The sequence below is a fragment of the Microcoleus sp. w1-18aA5 genome (assembly GCF_036701705.1).
Taxonomy (GTDB): domain Bacteria; phylum Cyanobacteriota; class Cyanobacteriia; order Cyanobacteriales; family Microcoleaceae; genus Microcoleus.
Genome location: NZ_JAUPTE010000011.1, coordinates 81,049 through 99,790 on the forward strand (window position 1 = coordinate 81,049; position 18,742 = coordinate 99,790).

Annotated in this window: 18 protein-coding genes and 1 other RNA gene; 3 read left to right on the forward strand and 16 right to left on the reverse strand. The window is 45.4% G+C overall.

What is annotated here, in order from left to right; genetic code table 11:
- Positions 1–213: 213 nt before the first annotated feature.
- The 15 genes from Q5691_RS06120 to Q5691_RS06190 form a co-directional block, all read right to left on the reverse strand.
- Positions 214–792 (reverse strand): hypothetical protein, encoded by a 579-nt coding sequence (locus tag Q5691_RS06120; protein ID WP_333213111.1) that lies wholly within the window; start codon positions 790–792, stop codon positions 214–216.
- 53 nt (positions 793–845) lie between these two features.
- Positions 846–2,282 (reverse strand): M36 family metallopeptidase, encoded by a 1,437-nt coding sequence (locus Q5691_RS06125; RefSeq protein ID WP_333344177.1) that lies wholly within the window; start codon positions 2,280–2,282, stop codon positions 846–848.
- A gap of 876 nt (positions 2,283–3,158) precedes the next feature.
- Complete coding sequence (locus Q5691_RS06130) at positions 3,159–4,610, reverse strand: methyl-accepting chemotaxis protein (protein WP_333311647.1); 1,452 nt, start codon at positions 4,608–4,610, stop codon at positions 3,159–3,161.
- Positions 4,611–4,929: 319 nt separating this feature from the next.
- Positions 4,930–5,778, reverse strand: coding sequence for an endonuclease/exonuclease/phosphatase family protein (locus tag Q5691_RS06135; protein ID WP_333344178.1), 849 nt, complete (start codon positions 5,776–5,778; stop codon positions 4,930–4,932).
- 208 nt (positions 5,779–5,986) lie between these two features.
- The gene (locus Q5691_RS06140; protein WP_333082402.1) at positions 5,987–6,457 is read right to left on the reverse strand and encodes a DNA phosphorothioation-associated protein 4; all 471 of its coding nucleotides are present in this window, start codon (positions 6,455–6,457) and stop codon (positions 5,987–5,989) included.
- An 88-nt stretch (positions 6,458–6,545) separates the two neighbouring features.
- Positions 6,546–6,866 (reverse strand): nucleoside triphosphate pyrophosphohydrolase, encoded by a 321-nt coding sequence (locus Q5691_RS06145; RefSeq protein ID WP_333213107.1) that lies wholly within the window; start codon positions 6,864–6,866, stop codon positions 6,546–6,548.
- Between the two features lie 12 nt (positions 6,867–6,878).
- Positions 6,879–7,532 carry a Uma2 family endonuclease gene (locus Q5691_RS06150; RefSeq protein ID WP_333344180.1) on the reverse strand — a complete coding sequence of 218 codons (654 nt, stop codon included), beginning with the start codon at positions 7,530–7,532 and terminating at the stop codon, positions 6,879–6,881.
- Complete coding sequence (locus Q5691_RS06155) at positions 7,522–9,585, reverse strand: AAA family ATPase (RefSeq protein ID WP_333344181.1); 2,064 nt, start codon at positions 9,583–9,585, stop codon at positions 7,522–7,524. Before Q5691_RS06155 ends, Q5691_RS06150 begins: the two co-directional genes overlap by 11 nt.
- Entirely contained in the window at positions 9,582–9,857 is a 276-nt protein-coding gene (locus Q5691_RS06160; RefSeq protein WP_333213104.1) for a hypothetical protein, read from the reverse strand. The genes Q5691_RS06155 and Q5691_RS06160 overlap by 4 nt, the downstream gene beginning before the upstream one ends.
- Positions 9,858–9,944: 87 nt before the next feature.
- Positions 9,945–11,312, reverse strand: a complete 1,368-nt coding sequence (locus Q5691_RS06165; protein ID WP_333229661.1) for a DNA phosphorothioation system restriction enzyme — start codon at positions 11,310–11,312, stop codon at positions 9,945–9,947.
- Positions 11,313–11,408: 96 nt separating this feature from the next.
- A complete protein-coding gene (locus Q5691_RS06170; RefSeq protein WP_333213103.1) occupies positions 11,409–11,978 on the reverse strand; it encodes a Uma2 family endonuclease in 570 nt (189 codons plus the stop codon).
- A gap of 34 nt (positions 11,979–12,012) precedes the next feature.
- Positions 12,013–12,456 (reverse strand): hypothetical protein, encoded by a 444-nt coding sequence (locus tag Q5691_RS06175; protein WP_333213102.1) that lies wholly within the window; start codon positions 12,454–12,456, stop codon positions 12,013–12,015.
- Between the two features lie 198 nt (positions 12,457–12,654).
- Positions 12,655–13,035, reverse strand: coding sequence for a phasin-related domain-containing protein (locus Q5691_RS06180; RefSeq protein WP_333056143.1), 381 nt, complete (start codon positions 13,033–13,035; stop codon positions 12,655–12,657).
- Positions 13,036–13,058: 23 nt separating this feature from the next.
- Positions 13,059–13,155: signal recognition particle sRNA small type (gene ffs, locus Q5691_RS06185), an RNA gene on the reverse strand.
- A gap of 23 nt (positions 13,156–13,178) precedes the next feature.
- On the reverse strand, positions 13,179–13,445 hold the full coding sequence (locus Q5691_RS06190) for a YciI family protein (RefSeq protein WP_333213101.1): 267 nt from the start codon (positions 13,443–13,445) through the stop codon (positions 13,179–13,181).
- 120 nt (positions 13,446–13,565) lie between these two features.
- Between Q5691_RS06190 and Q5691_RS06195 the strand changes: the two genes are divergently transcribed.
- Positions 13,566–14,120, forward strand: a complete 555-nt coding sequence (locus Q5691_RS06195; protein ID WP_333213100.1) for a 2'-5' RNA ligase family protein — start codon at positions 13,566–13,568, stop codon at positions 14,118–14,120.
- 266 nt (positions 14,121–14,386) lie between these two features.
- Here Q5691_RS06195 and Q5691_RS06200 read toward each other — a convergent pair whose 3' ends face one another.
- A complete protein-coding gene (locus tag Q5691_RS06200; protein ID WP_333344182.1) occupies positions 14,387–15,091 on the reverse strand; it encodes a ComF family protein in 705 nt (234 codons plus the stop codon).
- 72 nt (positions 15,092–15,163) lie between these two features.
- On the opposite strand from Q5691_RS06200, the gene Q5691_RS06205 reads away from it, so the two are divergent.
- Positions 15,164–17,650: a putative PEP-binding protein gene (locus tag Q5691_RS06205; RefSeq protein WP_333344183.1), complete on the forward strand. Its 2,487-nt coding sequence runs from the start codon at positions 15,164–15,166 to the stop codon at positions 17,648–17,650.
- Positions 17,651–18,127: 477 nt separating this feature from the next.
- Complete coding sequence (locus tag Q5691_RS06210; RefSeq protein ID WP_333344184.1) at positions 18,128–18,574, forward strand: hypothetical protein; 447 nt, start codon at positions 18,128–18,130, stop codon at positions 18,572–18,574.
- Positions 18,575–18,742: the final 168 nt, after the last annotated feature.

Below are 18,742 nucleotides of genomic sequence, written 5' to 3' on the forward strand. Positions count from 1 at the left end.
TGAAGTTATGTTTTTTTGGTTAATGTGGGGCGATCGGCGATCGCACTCTGGCAAGAATGAACTGGACTCAGGCGATCGCCCGATCTTGTGCGGACTGAGTTAAACTTCTGTGAAACCCAGATTTTTTGTTGTGGCGATCAGTTTGGGATGATGGGTTTCGTTCCCTCAACCCATCTTGCTAGAAGATGGCGATCGCACTTACTTAGCAGCAGACTAATTATCCCCGCAATGCTGCCGTACAAGTCGATCGATCGCCTGTGCAATAGTTAGGAATCTCGATCGAGGAGTTTCCGGTTGATTATGGAGTGTTCTCAGAACATTCTCAATACTTTGACCTGTTGGCAATACCAATGTTGATGATTTCTCCCCCAGGCGAATAGTGAGCCGATGGGGGTTGAGGGTAGGTTCAGATGGGATATCAGAGGGTAGGTCGGCAAAATCCCGATCGGACAGAATATTGGCAAGCATTACTAAATCCTGTCGCTCTAATTGACATATTTGATGGGGAGATGACACTGTATCGTTGATAAAACGACTAGCCTGACAAGTCCCATTAGGGAGAATTGTCCAAGTTATGCCAGAAATCCCCACAAAGCCCATCTGTCCATCTCGGAACTCTAACTCTGCGATCGGGTGACCATCTTCCGTGAGGAAAGGATTGTTACGAGGTGTACTCATCGCCATAGCAGTCATAAACGCTAGAAGTGATACCAGAATGGTGACTGGAATGAGTTTTTGGTAAAAAGGCTTCTCCATAGCAAAAAACCTATCTCTGGGGCATGGTTTCACCATACCCCCAGTCCTAATTAGACTATTCTTCTAGTTGACATAGACAAAGCAAACTACTAAACAGGGATGCCTCGTTCAGTTTCAAATATCCGCTGGATCGTTGCTTTGTATTCTCCACCACACCAGGATTGGTCAACCGCGAGTAGCATATCCTTGGCATACTTGAAGGTCGGTGAAGTTGTTCCTAGAACCAGCATACTCCCAAAGATCAGGAAGTCTGCCACTTCTTGTCCGAGTTTTTTTCTCAAGTGCCAGCAGGCCCCGGCCCAAGCTTGACCACGGTCATGGGACTCTGTTGAAGTTTCGGAATATTTCAAATCATTATCGCAGTTGCGAATCATCCCCGCTTTTTCAGGAGCAGGTACGACATACTCCCCTAAGTCAGGATCATTCAATAAAGAGCAAGCGAAATAATCAGCGTAACCTTCGTGCAGTGCAGCTCCTTCACTTCCAAACATAGCAGGGTGATATTCATCAATCACGGCATGGGTGAACTCGTGAGCAACTACATCAACTTCCTTGGCTAGGTCGCGAAGTCCACCGGGATTGCCGGGATAACTGCCATCTCCGAAGTAGATCTGCCCCGTACTGGAAGAGTAATAAGCATTATCGTATTTTGTTCCGGTATGGACGTTAGCAGCGAGTTGTCCACTGTTAGCTTTGCCATAGGGGTTATTGACTGTAAACCCTCGGAATCCCAGGTCCAAGAAGTATTGATAGACTTTCTCCACAGCATAGTAGACTTGGCATTCATCAAAGTGCGTATCTTCAGGAGGAAAGTCAAATCGGTAATTGCTGCCTACCACTGCGCCGGAAGCATCCTCATTAATCACCTTACAATACCGACCATCTAACTTGTTGTAAGGAGATTTGACATCGCGCAGCATCACAGTTGTTAGGGGCGTTTCCTCGGGATTTTCAGAGTAAACTCGCGCCCGAGGTGCAAAGTAAAATGAGTGAAACTTCATCGAGTTGTAGCTGTCTACAATTTCTCCATTCTGGACATCAATAAAGTATTCCCAGTCACCGAGGGGGGTTTCTGCCGGAACAGTTAAGTGATAGACTCGCACATCACCCTGTTGGGTCGGATAGAGGACGGTTTTATGAGTAATGCCACCCCTCAACTCAACCGCTTCACCGAGATCTTTTCGGGCAATCTGGCGAGCTTCTTTTAGGGAGATAGCTGTCTCGCCCGGTTTGACAGAAATTTGCGATCGCAGGCCACTCGTCACTATCCGAACTTGATTTTTGTCATCTACACCTACCAAAACGCTGGCACCAAAGACCGGTAATCCCTGGTGATTTTGCTGGCGACGAATGAATTTCAGCCCGCCCCACTTAAAGGAATCAACTTCAGTCAGTTCTTCAGTATCTTCTGCGCTCAGTCCTAAAATGCCAGGGTTTTCCATCAGGAAGGAACGGCTGGCGTCAGCGGCAGTGCCTGTCATTTTCATGGACAATTTTCCTTCTAAGTAAGCAGGATTTCCGGTCATGGTGTTCACCACTAAGGAAGATCCTGATCGCTGCGCTAGGAATTTTTTCTTCTGGGTCGAAGCAACCGCGACTGGCTCAGTGGCTACACCAGAGACGAAGGCATCAACACGATTTCGGTTAGCTGGATGACTAAGGCTAGACTCTTTATAAAACATAGGTTTTTCTCCTTCAATTTATGCAATGAATTCCTGAAATTCGGATTTCTAAAGACGCTGGATGACAGCGTTTGCTCCAATACTCCTTCAAATAAACTTGGGAAACAATACGATGATCTGCGTATAGGATTATGAAGATATTGCAACCAATTCTCCTTTAAGCAGTCCCAACTTTTCTTGGCAACCATCACCGCACCCGTTCGAGTTTGTATAGTTTTTTGTAAAGATTCTCCCAATGTTTTCGCACTGTTCCTTCAGTGCAACCCAGCACTTTAGCTATAGCAGTTTTCAATCGGACATCTGCACTTAAGCTGTTGCGGCTTTTAAATTGTCTGTCAAAAAACAATCAAAGTTTTGTGGGGTGCGCGTCCCGCCCGCCTTGAATATGCAATTTAAATGCGCGACAGCTTAACTCAACTGAGAAAGGCTATATTCCGGCATTGCTATTATTTTTGGCAATCCAAAACAACGCCGGGGCCTCGCGTTTGGTGAGTCTTAGGAATTCCCAAGCAGCAATAGAGAAGGATTGCGGTTGTTGTTCTTCCCGTAGCCAGAAATATTGCTTCCCCATTTGATCGGGAATGAGACGGATGATCTGTCGTCGGAGTAATTTTAGGAATATTTAGCTAAGTTTTTGCGAACAGTCGCTACCAGCCATGAAAAAGGGGGATTGAATTCGTTAAGTCCCCCTTGAGAACGGAGATGCTGAAGGGTGGAGGATCAAACAACTGCTTGCAGCTTTTGAGCAGCAGAATTGAGTTGGTGTGTGCTGACTTTGATTTGCGATACACCCGAAGCCGTCTCCCGCGCACCGTGATTAATCGCATTCATCGCTTCGACGACTTGATTAATCGCAACTGCTTGTTGTTTGGCATTCAGCGAAATCTGTTGACTGCTGATGAAAACTTTGTTGATGGAGTTAGACACACCTGTGAATGCCTCTGCCATGCTATGGGCAAGGGACAAGCCTTCATTCACTGTCTTGTTGCCTTCATCGGTGACCATCACGGTGGAGTCGATCGCCGTTTGAATTTCCGATACTAGCCTGTCGATCTTGACCGCAGACTTCTTACTTTCGTCAGCAAGTTTGCGAATTTCTCGAGCAACTACCGCAAAGCCTTTGCCATGCTCGCCAGCACGGGCGGCTTCTACGGCGGCACTCACGGCCAGCATATTGGTTTGATTAGCTAAGTCACCCACCAAGCCCGAAATATTGCCAATCTGGTTGGTTTGTTCGCTCAGGCGGAAAATTTGTTGGGCGATCGCCCCCACTTTGTCCTTAAGGGTAGTCATCTCATCAAGAGTTTGGCGCACCGCTTCAGTACCGCCTTCAGTCAGCGAGAGGGCGTGACGTGCCCCTGAAGCTGAGACTTCAGCCTGTTCCGCCGATTGGCGCGAAGATGCGCCGAGTTCGTCCATCGTGGTCGAGGTTTCATTCACTGAGCTAGCTTGTTGCGAGACGGTGCGTTCTTGCTCTTCGACCGCACTGACGATTTGTGCCGAGGAGCTAGCAATTTCGCCGGCAGTTTGGTTGAGGGTGTTGGCGATCGCCGTGGATATCAAGTATGCCACCACCAAGGCAATAACTAAAGAAGCAACAGCACCCAATACCGACATCATGACCAACACACCGAGCGCATTTTTGGTGTTAGTTTCCGACTGCTTGACTAGCTTAGCTTGCTGAGTGTCAAACTCCGTCATAACAGCCTCGAAAGCCTTGAGATTTTCTGCACCCTGCTCTGCTGTGTCCATTACCAATTTACGGTTACCAGCTTTGGCTGCTTCAATCAGATTGCGGGCGCTCTTGTCATACTGGGTTGAAAATTCAATCATCTTGGTCATCCGTTCTTTTTGTTCATTGCTGAGGTTGTGAGTCAGATCTGAGGCTCGATCTTCAGTTTCCTTCAGCTTCTTGACACCCGCTTCGTAGCGATCGAGCGCTTCTTTGTCAAGGGTCAGAGCATAACCCCTTGACTGCCGGGCAATTTCTGACACTCTCAATTCAATGTAGTCTGACATCCTAGCAGCTTCTACTGCTTGCAATGCTTCCTCAAAGTTCTTACTAACTGTTTGCGATGTACTATAGACACCGATCGCTAGTCCTGCGATTAATCCTACTGGCACTGAGTAGCCCAGTAGCATTTTTCCTCTGAGTTTAAAGCTGTTCAACATAGATTCGATCCAAAATTTGACTTCAATCAATAGCTACACTTCGGTAGGAAATGATCGATGGCGGGTGGCGCCATTAATCGCCACCTACTCAACTTCTTCATCTCAACATCCCAGGAGACCCGCACTCCCTTTCACTGCGTAAGGGGTCTTCTGCGAGTAGGGGTCTATAATACTGGTTACCAAATTTTGCACGGGTAGATGTAAATTATACCATTATGTACTGTGGTATTACCTTGAGTAGTTAGTGGAGTTTTCCGAGGAGTTTTCCGAGAGCAGGCGATCGATCTTAAGTTTGGTTGATGCTGTGGCTTACACCGCTTCATTTTAACAAAATAAGTTCAGCTCCTACAGGCAAATGATCGGACTCGGTTGCCTCCAAAACCGAACTAGATTTAGCACCCCAATGATTTGAATACCAAATATAATCAATCCGGAAAATAGGATAATTTAATCTCCAATTCGACCTTTTTACCAAGAACTTAAGTTCCCAACCGTGAGGCCAGGTAAAACCAAACCCCCATCCCGATTTTCGGAAAGAATCTTGCATGACTTTCTGCACCCTGTCATAGTCTTGAGTTCTGTCTGTCATATTAAAATCGCCCGCGACAATTACTGGCAGAGTTTCTCGCTCAACTCGCTGCACTAAGTCTTGAATTTCCGGCGATCGTTTGTCATATTTGTAAACTGGAACTTTGAGAAAACGCCATTTTTTAGAGAGTTTCAACCACGGCCCGGTAGCTTGCATATTATAAATCACTACTTCGTGTTCGTTAAATTTAATAATTGCCCGTTGCTGCGTTTCTGGATGACCGGCTAAGTGCAGTATTTCGCTGGATACAATTGGATATTTACTGAGAATTCCTACAGGGGGAGTGCCAATTTGATAGGGGTAGTCTGCTTTTAACCAGGTGAAAGCTCTTTCGGTATGTTTCCTAACGATTTCTTGTAAAAATATAATATCTGGTTTTTGCTGGTTAATAAGTTTTAGTAAAGTAGGTGACTGAGTTTTATGCCAACTGAGGTTATGAGATAAAACTTTGATGCTATGCTGCGAATTTGTGATGTTTATTGGTTTGGGGCTAAAGTATTTAATGTGCAGCCAACTTATTAGGATAATGCAGGCGATCGCAGAAATAACAGTGAACCATCTTTTTTTGATAATTGACACTCCGATGATCGGAAGCAAGAAAATTGGGAATAAAATTAAGGGGCTAAAAGTGCTAATTAAGGCAATAATTCCTATTCTATCCCAAAAAAATAGTTGGAGAATGAAATAGCAGATAATAAATGCTGAGTAACTGTAAGCAAGAAATTTTGCAGATTTCTGTAAGCCTCTCTTGATTATATTTTTGGGGATGTGCTTCATTGGGAACCTATTAAAATAAAAACTTGCTTAAATCGAATTCTTCATTTGATCGATGTTGGTTGTCTCTTTCAGAAATCAACACCAACAAAAGGCGATCGGTATAATCCGCCGCACCCCGCAACTCTTCTCGCAAAATTTCCAGTCCGCCATTAGCATATTCTTCAAAAATTTGCAAGCGTTCTGCTTCCAATTTTTCGTCGAGATGGGAGAGAATTTGAGGATTTTTGGTTTCGGCGATCGCAATTAACTTAATCGCCATATCGTAGCCCCTGGATACAAAAATATCAACATCTATCGCCCCCGGTTCTCGTTTAGAAATTTCCCCCAAAGGCGATCGTTTTTTCCGCTGCTTTCCCAAGGATGCAGCGAAGGCGATGACATCAGCGTAAGTCTGAAATGGCGCGGAGTTGTTATCCGATAAAGTTAATGATTTGACTAACTCCGCTTTATCTTTAGCAATTCTAATTTTGTTAGCAGCCATTGGGATTAATATGTAATTTTTAACTGAGTAATTTGATAGAGTAACCGCAGATTAGAGGCAGATAAACACAGATTAACGCAGATAATTTTCAGAATGTCCGCAACAACATAATTTTTTGGGCAAAACCTCCTCTTGCTTCCCGCCGCTTCATTTGTTCGGCCAAAAGTCGATCGCCCGAAATGCCAAAACTCACCATCACCGCATCTATTACCTCATACAAATCCGCCAATTCTGCCACCAAATCTTCCTCATCAGCCTCTGCAGCTTCCCCCGCTTCTTCAATTAATTTATGCAGCAAAGCTTGACGGTATTCTGCGTCCGACAAAATTACAAACTCGCATTCATTCCCGCTTTGGCGAATAATTTCAGGAATGCGATCGCGCACCAACTTATGATACTCTTTTTCCACGTCAAACTCCCTTCAACCTTGACTAAAAGTTTGAATCAACCAGCGATTAATTTCCCTATCATCTTGCGTTTGACTCCGATTCAAAGCTTCTTCAACTAACGCTATTTCTAAGCCAGGTAAAACAAGTGAATTTTGAATTGTCCCACTCCCTACAGCAGTAATAGCTAATGCAAATACTGCATTTGTATTAGCTATTACTGCCCAATATTCTTGGACTTCAGAATGTTCGTAAATTAAACGCTTTACTCCCAAATCATCGGCACTAGAAGATGCTCCTATTTCCACTACTAAAGCTGGAGGTGCAAACACATTCAAATTAATTGGCCTATTTGTGGGAGAAGGCAATTCAAAATCTGCACCTATATAATAAGACAAATCAGGTTGAAATTCCCGAATACCTGTTTTGCGAAAACTGGCATTAATTAACTCCACTATTCGGATATTTCTAAAAGCAGTATAAAAATTGACAACTCTCGAAACTACTGAATTATGACGACTGTGCAATGCCCCTACTGGTGACATTTCTACCCTCATGTGTTCTTGATAGTAATAAAACTTGCCCTTTTCCCATGCTGAATCCTCAGCAAAATTCAGAAACTCTTCCCACGTCGCCTTCACCCAAATATCTGTTTCCACAACCTGCGTAATTGCCGAATTAGAAGCCATAATCCACCTCTACAATTTCCGTATATTCAAATTCATTTGGACTGCGCCTAACTAAAGGATAGCGCGTCCCCCCCAGTTCGATCGCATCTTCTTCACAATCAGCTTTCGGAGAATTGTACACCAGGACGTATTCCCTGCCTGTGCAACTTTCCATCTCTTGAGCAACTTCTCCGCGCCACTGAGTTTTTGTCACCAAAACCACCAATTGATTCGCCAATTTCGGCAGCTTATTTGCAATTTGCTTGCGATAAATCTCGTCCAAACTCCCAAAGGGAGAATCCATCACAATTGGAAACGTACTGCTATCCGGGCCCATCAAAGTATTTTTTTGACTCCACTCCCGCACGCCCTCAATAATCCCGCCGATAAACGACAAGCTGAGAATTTGATTTTCTCCTGTAGAAGCGGCAACCAAAGAGTTTTGTCCCGACGTATTTTCTACTAGCGTGAGTTCGTATTTATCGCTCAACTTGGGGATATAAGGAGTAAAAGAAATGTGACTGAAAATATCTTGCACCCGCTTTTCCAACTGAGAACAAAACTGTTTTTCTAAGCGCGATCGCACTTCAGTTAGGCGATCGATCGCATCTTGAGCCGCAGCAATCCGGCGCTGGGCTAATACTTGCCTTTGCTCATTCAGTTGCTGCTTATCGATTTGCTTGTCTAGATTGGCGATCGACGCATTCAAACTCTCAATCTGCTGCTGGTTAGAGCCTGTTTCCCGGTGCAAATCGCCAATTTTTGCCTCAATTTCATCCAAGCGCTTTTGCAAGCGGCTGACATCACCTTCAGGAAAATTTCGCAGCTTGTTGTGAATATCGTCTAACTGCGTTTCCACCCGAGAAAGTTCGGTTCTGTCGCGACTGATATTGGCTTGCTGTCTGTCAATTTCTTCCCAAAAATCAGCCACTTGCCTATCAATTTCATTTACCCGATCGCTAATCCGAATAGTTGTTTCTTCCACATCGCCAACACCCGCCTTATCCATCCAACCCCTAACCTGTTGGTGAGATTCAGAACCCTCCACTAATTCCGCACCGCAGATACACCGCTGCTGCGCTAATAACTCTTCCAAAAACGGCCGCTGAATCCCCGAAAGCAACTCGCCTTTTTCTCGTAAACCCCCGACAATCACTTCAAATTCAGCCGCCGCATCTGACAAAAATACCGCGTAACCGCGCATAGATATTGAGCGTTTTAGAGCATCTGTAGCTTCTGAAATTTGTTGCTTAAATAAATGGCGCTGCTTTTCCAATTCGTCTCGCAAATTTTGCAATTCGGCGGCACCGCCCAGTAGCAGCAAATCACCGTTAACTGCTTTTCTTAACTCGCCTTGATGAATCAATTCTTGCTCAAGTTCTAATTTTTTTTGCAAAAATTGTTCTGCCTCTTTTTGAGATTTTTGCTTCTCTTTCAAAAGTTTTTTAATTTCGGAACTGCCAATCATTCTTAAATCTGTTTCTAGAGACTTTCTGGCATCTCCCAAATGTCTAATCGAGCGGTTTAGCACCTCTACTCCTAGCAATTCCTTAGTAGCTTCAGCAATTTCTGCTTTCTTATCGTGGCGGACTATTTGCTCGATTCTCTCTCCGTCAAAAAAGAAATATTGATGCAAACTTTCCGGCAAAATTCGTCCGATAATATCATCAGGATGCTGGGGCGGTAGCATCCAGCGACCGTCATCTTTAGCTACCTGCATAAACAATTCGCCTTTGCTATGTTCGACACTATTTTGACTTTTGTAAGCATGGCAACTGCGCCTTACTTGGTAGCGTTTGCTGTCGTGTTCAAAGACGATTTCCACCCAACAAGGTACTCGTTTGCCCGGTTTAGCTTCCGCAATAGCGCGTTTATTTACTGATTGTTCTTCCGTAAAACCCGCGCTCAGATTTCCGTAAAGTCCCCAAGTAAAGGCATTCATCAAAGCTGTTTTTCCAGCACCGTTATTGCCGTGAATCACTGTAATATTTTGCGCGCCCCAGGCTAGCTTAATTTCGGGTGTTTGGCCGAAAAACTGCCGGAAATTGCACAGACTAATTGAAATCAGCTTCATACAATTGCTTCCTTAATAACTTTCAAAATGTCATCGCTAATATAGCGGGGAGCCCTCATGTACAGTTTATCTTTTTCAATTTCTAATACCCGTTCGATAATTTGCCGGACTTCGGGCGGCGCGCTAGTAATTGGTTCCTGTACGTCGCTCAATTCCTGATGAGTTTGATAAGAAGAACGATTTTCTGCTAAAATACTTGTTGGTACGGCTGCGATCGCACTATCTTCATATCTAAATGCCATAATCAGATTTTCATTCAGATTTTCAGTCATATTCTTTTGACAAACATTAAAACTAGCAACTAAAACTACAATCAAATAATTCTCTATTCTCAAACATAAACCGAACCTTAATAAATGTCAAATGTCTAATAGCCCGTAACGCCTCTGAATTTGCAGCAATTTCACTCTCGCTTCCCCAGAATTGTCGGCTAAATCCGCAAATTCCAAGAACCGCTTTAACTCTTTTCGCAGCAAATTGCGCTCGACTTCTAACGTTTCCCGACCTAAATCTGGAGGCAAAACTATCATGTCAAATAAAGTTGCCCTTTCCTTCCCCGGATGCGGCCGCAAAATCCGTCCCCGGCGCTGAATAAACTGGCGCGGATTGCTGCTGCTTGCTAAAATTACAGCATTGCGAATGGCTGGAATATCAACGCCTTCATCCAAACAGCGAATCGCGACTAAACCTTGCAATTCTCCACTTTCAAATTGCTGACGCAATCGTTCTCTTTCTGCTAAAGGAGTTGCCGCCGTATAAGTGTTAACTCGGTAGCCTAATTCTGAACCCAATAACTTCGCGGTTTCTGTTAGTTGGCGGTTGTTATTTCGGCGGCCACCTCCTTCAATCGCACCGTCGCCGCAGTAAAATAAAGTATGGCTTGTGTCGAGACGGTGAATCATTAATTCTCGCAAAGCTATTAATTTATTAGCCGCTGCCCCAATTAACCGGGCCCGCTGCATTAATAAAGTTGTTAAAGCATCGTTTTCTTCTACTTTTTCATCACCCCAAAGCGCCCAGCCAATCTTTTGAGTTAAGCGGGAATACTTGCGGGTTTCGGCTTCGGTCAATTCTACTAAAATTGGATAGTATAAATAATGTACTAATGCTTTTTGGCGGATGGCGTCGGCTAAGGTAAGTTCCGGCTGCAAAACAGGGCCAAAATAATCTAAAATAGCTTCGGTTCCTTGTTCGTCGAAATGCCTTTCTGGGGTGGCGGAAAGGGCGAGTCGCAGTCCAATATTGCGCGGCAAACTTTCTCCTAAACGGGGCGCGCCTAAGTTGTGAACTTCGTCTCCAATAATCAGGGTTTTTTCTGGGAAATAGCGCAGTTGCGATCGCAAACTATCTCCCATTAAGGTAGCATTGGTAGTGATGATTGTGAGAAATGCTCGCTCGCCCGTTAGCGAAGCCCTCGAAGAGGATCGCACTTCATACAAACCCGCAGCCAGCTTATTTTGCCAACTGCGGGCGCTATCAAAAGCCAAAATAGGTTTTAAACCAAATTTCTCGGATTCGCGCGCCCACTGATTCACCAGGTGGCAGTAAGGGCAAATTACGAGCAGGACTTGCAGGTTAATTTTATTGTATAATTCAGTGGCGATCGCCAGTGCAGTAATCGTCTTGCCGCTACCCGTCGCCATCTTCAGCGTACCGCGTCCCTGATTCGCAAACCAATTAGCAACCGCCACTCGCTGATAGTGTCGCAATTGCAGCGATGGCGGCATATTCGGAAACCCAAATTGCGAATTATTAGCCGTTGAGCGATTCACCTTTAAATGTCGTTAGATGCAAAATTACCCTGACTCAACTGTAACTCATTTCTAATTAAAACTTAACAACTCAAACAAATTTGTCGCCGACAATTGCAAATCCGACAGCACATCCAGTACAGGTAAAATATCTTCATTCTCTTTAATCTCAGGTTCCTGCTGCGGTTTAAAAACAATTACCAATTCTTCTTCCGGGTCAATCAGCCAACCTAATTTAGTATGATTCTTGAGGCAAAACAGAATCTTATTAATTACGCGAGTTGAACTTTGCTCCGGCGATAAAATCTCAATTGTCCAATCCGGCGCAATTTCAAACCTATTTTCAATCTTTCCCTGAGAATTCAGAGGAATGCGCGGCCACTCGAACACTGCTATGTCTGGAACAATAGAACGTCCCCCAAAAGTGCAGCGCAATTCTGGAAACGCATAAGCTAATTTCTGCGGCTTGCCAACTCGATTAATAACAGATGGAAACTCGAATTGTAACGTACTGTGTTTTCCTTGTGGCATATCTTTTTGATAAATTTCACCGTCAACATACTCGCTAGCAGGCTTAGTCTCTGGCAATAGCAGAAACTCTTCCAGAGAAATCTTTGACGGAGACTGAATTGACGTTACCATAAGCCATTAACCCCTCAACAACTCAACTGGGCCATTAAAAATCTGCATCGCCGTCTGTTTCCCAATCCGCACAACTCTCCGATTCCACACCAGTAGGGTGCATCGCACAAACCAACAAATTTCCACCGTAAACTTGACCGTGATAATTGCGACAACCGCGACAAGCTGGCTGCTGCGTCGGCGAAGGGTCTACATAAGTCACCATCGACAAATCTATCTCATCAAACTCCGGGTCGAAGTCGCGGCAAATTTCAATTATCGGTTCGATAAATTCATTAAATAAACCATCAAATTCATTGAAATAACCGTCAATGTCGTTAATCAGATTATTTTGTACTTGTTCTGTAAACTCTTCCGACATTTTTGCCAAAACGTCCAGCATTTCGACAAACTCTTCGCCCATTTCGCTGAAAAACTGCTCTACTTCAGAAACAGCATTTTCCATTACTCCAAAAAAATCTTTAGACCAATCTTCCATGAATTTGACAGTTGGCTATTACAAAATATTTTACAGACAGGTGCAGCCAGCCTCATGCGAAGCGATCGCACCTACTTTCAATTCTATTACCTATTGCCTGATATCCGTCCACATCTGACAGGGCAGATATTCAAAAAGGGAACTCAAGATTATTATCCTGAGTTCCCCTCATGCTTTGCTGAGCGAGCTTTTTCCTGCTTAATCCCGCTTCAGCCGCCGCAATTCCTCTTGTAAATTCTGCACCTGTTCGCGGAGCTTGTCTACGCCGCCTGTCTCTTTAGCATCTTTTGCCGAGACATCTTCTTCCTCAGAAACAATTTCAATCCGCCGAGGTTCAGCGGGTTTTTCGTTCCCAGCCGAGGCTACGGGGGGCTGCTGCTGAGCCTGTTGCACCATGTCATCAACAAAGCGGCGAGCTTCTTCCGTGGACATCTCGCCCCGCTTCACCAATTCGTCTGCCAGCTTTTGGGCTTCAGTGCGTAATTCAGTTAACTTGCTGCCAGCTTTTTCACCCGCATAGGAAGCGAGCCCGACACCAAGGTAAACTGCTTTTTGTAAAATATCTCCGAAACCAGGCATAGGAGCTACACCTCATAAAACTGGGTGAACCGGAGACCACGCCTATTACAAGCATCCCGTGTTGCTGCTACCTTCCGGTCCTGACAAGATTTGGGCGTTGGAATCGCGTGGGTCCAGTTCATATATGAGTATAACACAGTTATTTATTCTTCAACCACACACCAGTGATAAATTTCATAAATAACGCAACCGTTCTTCACCAGCGGGTCTTCAGCGACGATCGCCTTCGCCTCATCCATCGAACTCGCCTCAAACATCAACATACCGCCGCCCCGTCGCGCCCAGTAGCCAGTTTTCGCTCGGTGTCCTTTAGAAATCAACTCTCGAACATAAGCTCTGTGAGCTGGCACGTATTGGTCAAAAACAGGCTTTTCGACAATTCCTTGCTCAATTTTGACAAACCAAGGCATTTTTATTTGGGATTTTAGATTTTATATTTTAGATTGGGAATGGGCGATCGGCAACGGGATCTAGGGCAAATGCTCTATATTCCATTTTCCACCATCCTTTCTTAACTGCGATGTTATCCTATGAACCAGTCAAAACAGCGATTTTTTATTGCCCTAGTGCCGCCTCCCGATATTGAACAGCACATTACTGAGATTCAACAGTATTTTGCGGAACATTATAACAGCCTCGGAGCTTTGAATTCGCCGCCGCACATCACGCTACAACCTCCTTTTCACTCGTTAGCGAAGGATGTTCCCAAATTAGAGGAAAGTTTGAACCAGTTTTCTGCAAATCGGCTGCCAATTCCCGTTACTCTACCCGGTTTTGCTGCTTTCGCGCCCCGCGTCATTTACGCTGATGTTGTCAAATCACCCGAATTGCTGGAAATTCACAAAGATTTGATGAGTTATATGGAGGCAAGTTTGGGAATTGTCGATCGAGTTTCTCAAACTCGCCCATTTGTACCGCACATGACAGTAGCGTTTCGCGATTTAACTAAAGAGAATTTTCAAACGGCTTGGTTAGAATTTGCAGGGCGATCGCTCCACTTTGAGTTTACCGCTTCGGCATTAACTTTACTGCTTCACGACGGCAGCCGTTGGAACATCAGCAACCAATTCCCGCTTTCCGCCTAAACTCTCTCCTTTCTCTTTCTTCGCGTTCTTCGCGTCTTCGCGGTTCGTTTTCCCAAAAAAATCTTATTAGCAAATCCTGATAAATATCATTCCCTCACTACAAACCTGTTGAAAATTAAAGCCAGTCACAACTTACCGAAAGCATCAAGGATATAAGCCCCGGATTCATCCGTGGTGGAGAAATAAAAAACCTGTGTCCGATAAACTTGCCTCCCAATTTATCCGTGGGATCAATGCTTCAATGCTTCAATTCTAAAATCTAAAATCTAAAATCTAAAATCGATTGACCGATCGCTCTTATTCGGAGTTGCAAGTGCCACAGTTCCATAAACCGAAATTCCCGATTGTTTCAATATTTGAATTGCCGACTTAACCGTAGTACCGCTAGTGTAAATATCATCAACTAACAGCACTCGATCGCGCGGGAGCCTACGACGGAAATCTTTCCCCAAACTTAAAGCATTTTTCATTTCCGCTTGCCGCTGCTGTGGCGTCAGAGCGAATAAAGCCTGAGTATTTTTCACCCGATCCAAACCGTGCCGCTGCAAAGGCAAACCAGTCACCTCGCAAAAACTTTCAGCCAAAAGTTCTGCTTGGTTAAAACCGCGGTCCTTGAGCTTTTCTTTGTGCAGGGGAATCGGTACAACTGTTAGATTGTCTATAGCTAACTCGGGAAAACTCAGCCAAGCTTCTGCTAGCCAGCGGCCGAGAGGTTTCGCTAATTGCGGATTGCCGTCATATTTCAAAGCTGCGATCGCCCGTTTGAGAGCCCCGCCATACTCACCCCACACAAAAACACGCTGCTGTGAATGCCAAAATCGACCGGGATCGCTTAACTGACATCGCTGAAGTTGCTTGTGACAGTAGGGACAAAACTCTCCGGCGGCCGGTCGCTGACAAAGAGGACAGTTAGACTTAAGAAATAGATTGAGAAAAGATTTGACTAATCCCGTCCATTGTCGCTTGTTCATCCTAAAATTGTCGTAAGTGATTAATGGGAAAAACTTTCAACTTCAATCAGTTTCCACCGACAGGCTCGCAGCGTGAAAAACCTCTACTGGTTAGACAAAATTCAACCTTCAGACAGAGATGCAGTGGGAGAAAAAGCATTTTACTTGAGCTGTTTGCTCCAGAAAAATCATCCTGTTGTACCTGGTTTTGTCGTACCGGCTACCACATTCTGGCAGTTTTTAGAGTCGATCGAGTGCCTAGAACCGCTGTTTGCTGACTGGCCACACTCTTCACTGCACTTGAATGTCGATGAACCCAGACAACTGCAATCGATCGCCCGCAGCATCCGCCACCAAATCCTCGCCGGCAAACTGCCAGATTCACTGCTCTCCACCCTAGAGTCTGCTGTTTCTCAACTCAACTCCAAGTCAAACTTAAACTCCACAGCTTTAATTTTTCGCCCTTCCCTGACTTCCTGGAACCCGAAAACAGTGGGCATTCTGGCATCTCAGGCAGTACGGGCAGAACCCGAAGCCATTGGGGACGGACTCAAACGAGCTTGGGCAGAAATGTTCAGAGCCCGAAGTCTATTTTACTGGCAGCGGTGCGGCCTGCGGGTACAGCAAATCAATCCCGCAGTTTTGGTGCAGCCACTTCAAGAAGCCATCGCCGCGGGCGAGGTGAAAACAAAGGCGGGTGCACAGTGGGAAATCCAAGCCATCAGCGGTTTGGGATTGTCCCTCGCTAAGGGAGAAACCATCCCCGATTACTATCAAGTGCAGCCGGAAACAAGCGCGGTTAAATTCCAGCGGATCGGTTACAAAACATTAGCCTACAATCTCAAAGTCGGCGATGGTGAACCGAAAAAAAAACTCCTGCTGGGCAAGTTTGCTGCTTTCCCAATTCCCGATTCTCCCTTTATAATTCCTGATTTTGCTGACTGTTGCGTGCAAGTTTTAGCGCTGGGAGAGGAAGCACAAACAGAATACGTTTTAGAGGAATCGCAACTGCAAGAAATCATTGAATTGAGTAAAAAAGCGATCGCCGAATTTGACTCAGATTTAATTTTGGAGTGGACGCTAAACCAGACAGCAAACAGTGGCGAACCGCAGTTTTATTTCACTCAAGTTCGTCTGGTGAAAGGGGAAAAAGTCGCGCCACTAGAGGAAACTTCGATCGCCCTCCGGCAGCCCAACTCGATCGCCCCAGCCCGAACTCCTGCCATACTTAGAGGTGTGGGAGCAGCATCAGGAAAAGCCGAAGCAATTGCCCAAGTTATGACTAATTCCCACCCAGAAAACGCGGAATTCTTAGCGGGAGGCATTTTGGTAGCTCGGACAATCGATCCGAATTGGCTGCCTTGGCTGAAGGTTGCTGCTGGGGTGGTTGCCGAACAAGGAGGTATGACAGGCCACGGCGCCATTTTAGCAAGAGAATTGGGGATTCCCGCCGTTGTGGGAGTGACCGGGGCCACGCGGGCGATCGCATCGGGCGATTCGGTTTTGGTAGACGGCGATAGCGGAGAAGTTTTTGCCCTCGCCCAACACGATGCGATCGACAGAGGAGACAGCAGCCGACTTCGGGACACAGCAAAAAAGGCAAATATATACAGTACAGCAGCAAAAATGTCAATAGCCAAGCACCAATCTTCTACCTCCGAGCGATCGTCCAATTCCGGGCCTAAATCTCGACAATCTGAGTCTACTCAATATGTTTGGGGCCCACCAACGGCGACTCAACTGCTAGTTAATGTCAGCCAAACAAGTTCGATTGACCGCCTCAAAAATCTGCCAATAGATGGCATCGGATTGCTGCGATCGGAATTAATGGCATTAGAAGCTTTGGACTGTCAAAACCCCAAAGTTTGGCTACAAGACGGCCGCCAATCGGAATTTGTCGATCGCATGGCCGATTGCCTGAGCTTATTTGCTGCTGCCGTTTCGCCGCGACCAATATTTTATCGCTCTCTCGATTTACGGGAGTCAGGCGCCCACGGCAGTTTCAGTTATACCTTTGAACCGGAATTATTTGATTGGGAACTCTGCGTACTTCAAAAAGTCTGCGAGTCAGGCCATACCAATGTTAATTTAATTTTGCCTTTCGTGCGCTCGGTTGACGAGTTTATCTACTGCCGCCAGCGCTTAGAAACAATTTGGAAAAACCGTTCAGCCGAATTTCAACTGTGGATTATGGCGGAAGTTCCTTCAGTGTTATTTTTATTGTCAGATTACGTAACAGCAGGAGTTCAAGGAATTTCCATCGGCACCAACGATTTAACCCAATTTCTGTTAGGCAGTCACCGCAACTCCGACCAGGTAGCAGGTGCTTTCAACGGGCGCGATCGAGCAGTGATGAGGGCGATCGAACAATTAATCAAACAGGCCCGGGCCGCCGGCATTCCTTGCTCAATCTGCGGCGACGCTCCCGCATTGTATCCCGACACAGTTGAATCCTTCGTGCGGTGGGGAATTTCGTCTATTTCGGTCAATGTCGATGCTGTAGAACAAACTAGCAGGGCGATCGTCCGCGCCGAACAGCGCCTGCTGCTAGAAGCCGCTCGATCGATAATTAACAATTAACCACTCCCGGACGCACTTGACCTCAGAAATCCCGTTTCTACTCTAAATCATAGTTTTGGCAAGCAGTCACCCGCTCAGAAATCGGATTTCTAGACAACCCGTGCGTCCAGGAATATTAACAACTACAGAAGCCCCGTTTCTGAGTAGATATAGCAACCGCGCCCGACGGTTAGGAAATCCTTAATTTCTCAAACCCTGGCTTTTATTGCTTTTACTGCTTCTTCCCTCTTCCCTCTTCCTTCTTCCCTCTTCCCTCTTCCTTCCACTAACATCGGATTTTAAAGCTAGAATAGAAATATAACCAATTCTTGACCACGAATTTCAAAGGTGGTACCCGCCACGTGATTTATCCGTGGAATCAATCCCAAATCGAAAATCGAACATCCTCAAGCCCCCGCATTTATCTCGCGCAAGTCAATCCAAAATCTAAAATCTAAAATCTAAAATCTAAAATCGAATGACCCGGAGGTAAAAACCGTGAAATCAAAAATTATTGCAACCGCAGCAATACTTGCCGCCCTAGCCTTTCTGCATCCTCACCCAGCATTAGCTCAACCTGCAACTGACGGTGGCAAAAAACCAGGATTCTGGCAACCTCAAGCGCAGGTTGACAATACTCGCAACATTACCCTCAGACTGTTAAATGAAACTGGATTAAACCTAGAATACGGTCAATCAGGTGCCAGCTTGTCATCTTTGCCCGTCGGAACCAGCAAAAACATCATTGTTCGCATCAGCAATCGCACCGGCGATATTGCCAATATTCCGATTAATGCCACCGGAGGAACCACAACTTTGAAATACGACTATAACGTTGACTCGCAGACAAACATTTTGACGATTCGCATCACCAGATCAGACGGCAGCACTCGGCAAGACCGATCAGTTTATATTGATGAAAAAGGGCGAGTTTACTCTTTCTAAGATTAACGCTCATCAACCCGGTTTCTCGTGATAAATCTTGGTTTGATCGGCGATGTATCGGAAGCATCCCGGTTTGGTAAAAAGCGTTTTTTTAGGAGTGCGATCATCCTGCAAAGCTTTGCCTATATATCTGGCTTGGAACACCCTGCAAAGCTTTGCCTATATATA